The organism is Deinococcus alpinitundrae (assembly GCF_009982895.1).
Taxonomy (GTDB): Bacteria; Deinococcota; Deinococci; order Deinococcales; family Deinococcaceae; genus Deinococcus; species Deinococcus alpinitundrae.
Genome location: NZ_WXZL01000364.1, coordinates 1 through 255, shown reverse-complemented (window position 1 = coordinate 255; position 255 = coordinate 1). Strand labels below are relative to the sequence as shown.

Annotated in this window: 1 protein-coding gene; it reads right to left on the bottom strand. The window is 60.8% G+C overall.

Translation table 11 applies throughout. The features are described 5' to 3' along the window. Positions 1-255: hypothetical protein (locus tag GUI70_RS23765; RefSeq protein WP_161884606.1), on the bottom strand; the 255-nt coding region annotated here is incomplete at both ends.

The following is a 255-nucleotide window of genomic DNA, read 5'->3' as shown; positions in this document are numbered from 1 at the left end:
AATCCAGCCCAAAGCGCCGCCACACAAAATACTTGAAGCCGTCGTAGCGATCCGCCCGGGCCTCAGAGGCATCAACCAGCAGCAACTCGTGGATGGCCCCGCCGAATTGGCGGGTGGCATAGCACAATCGGACGCCAAAGGCGGCCTCGATACCACTCAAGGCGTTGGCCAACGCCGGATCGCAGGCCATCATCCCGCGATCCGAGAAGTAACGGACAAACAGGTTGTTGCGCGGGGCAAAGAGACGGTCCATCT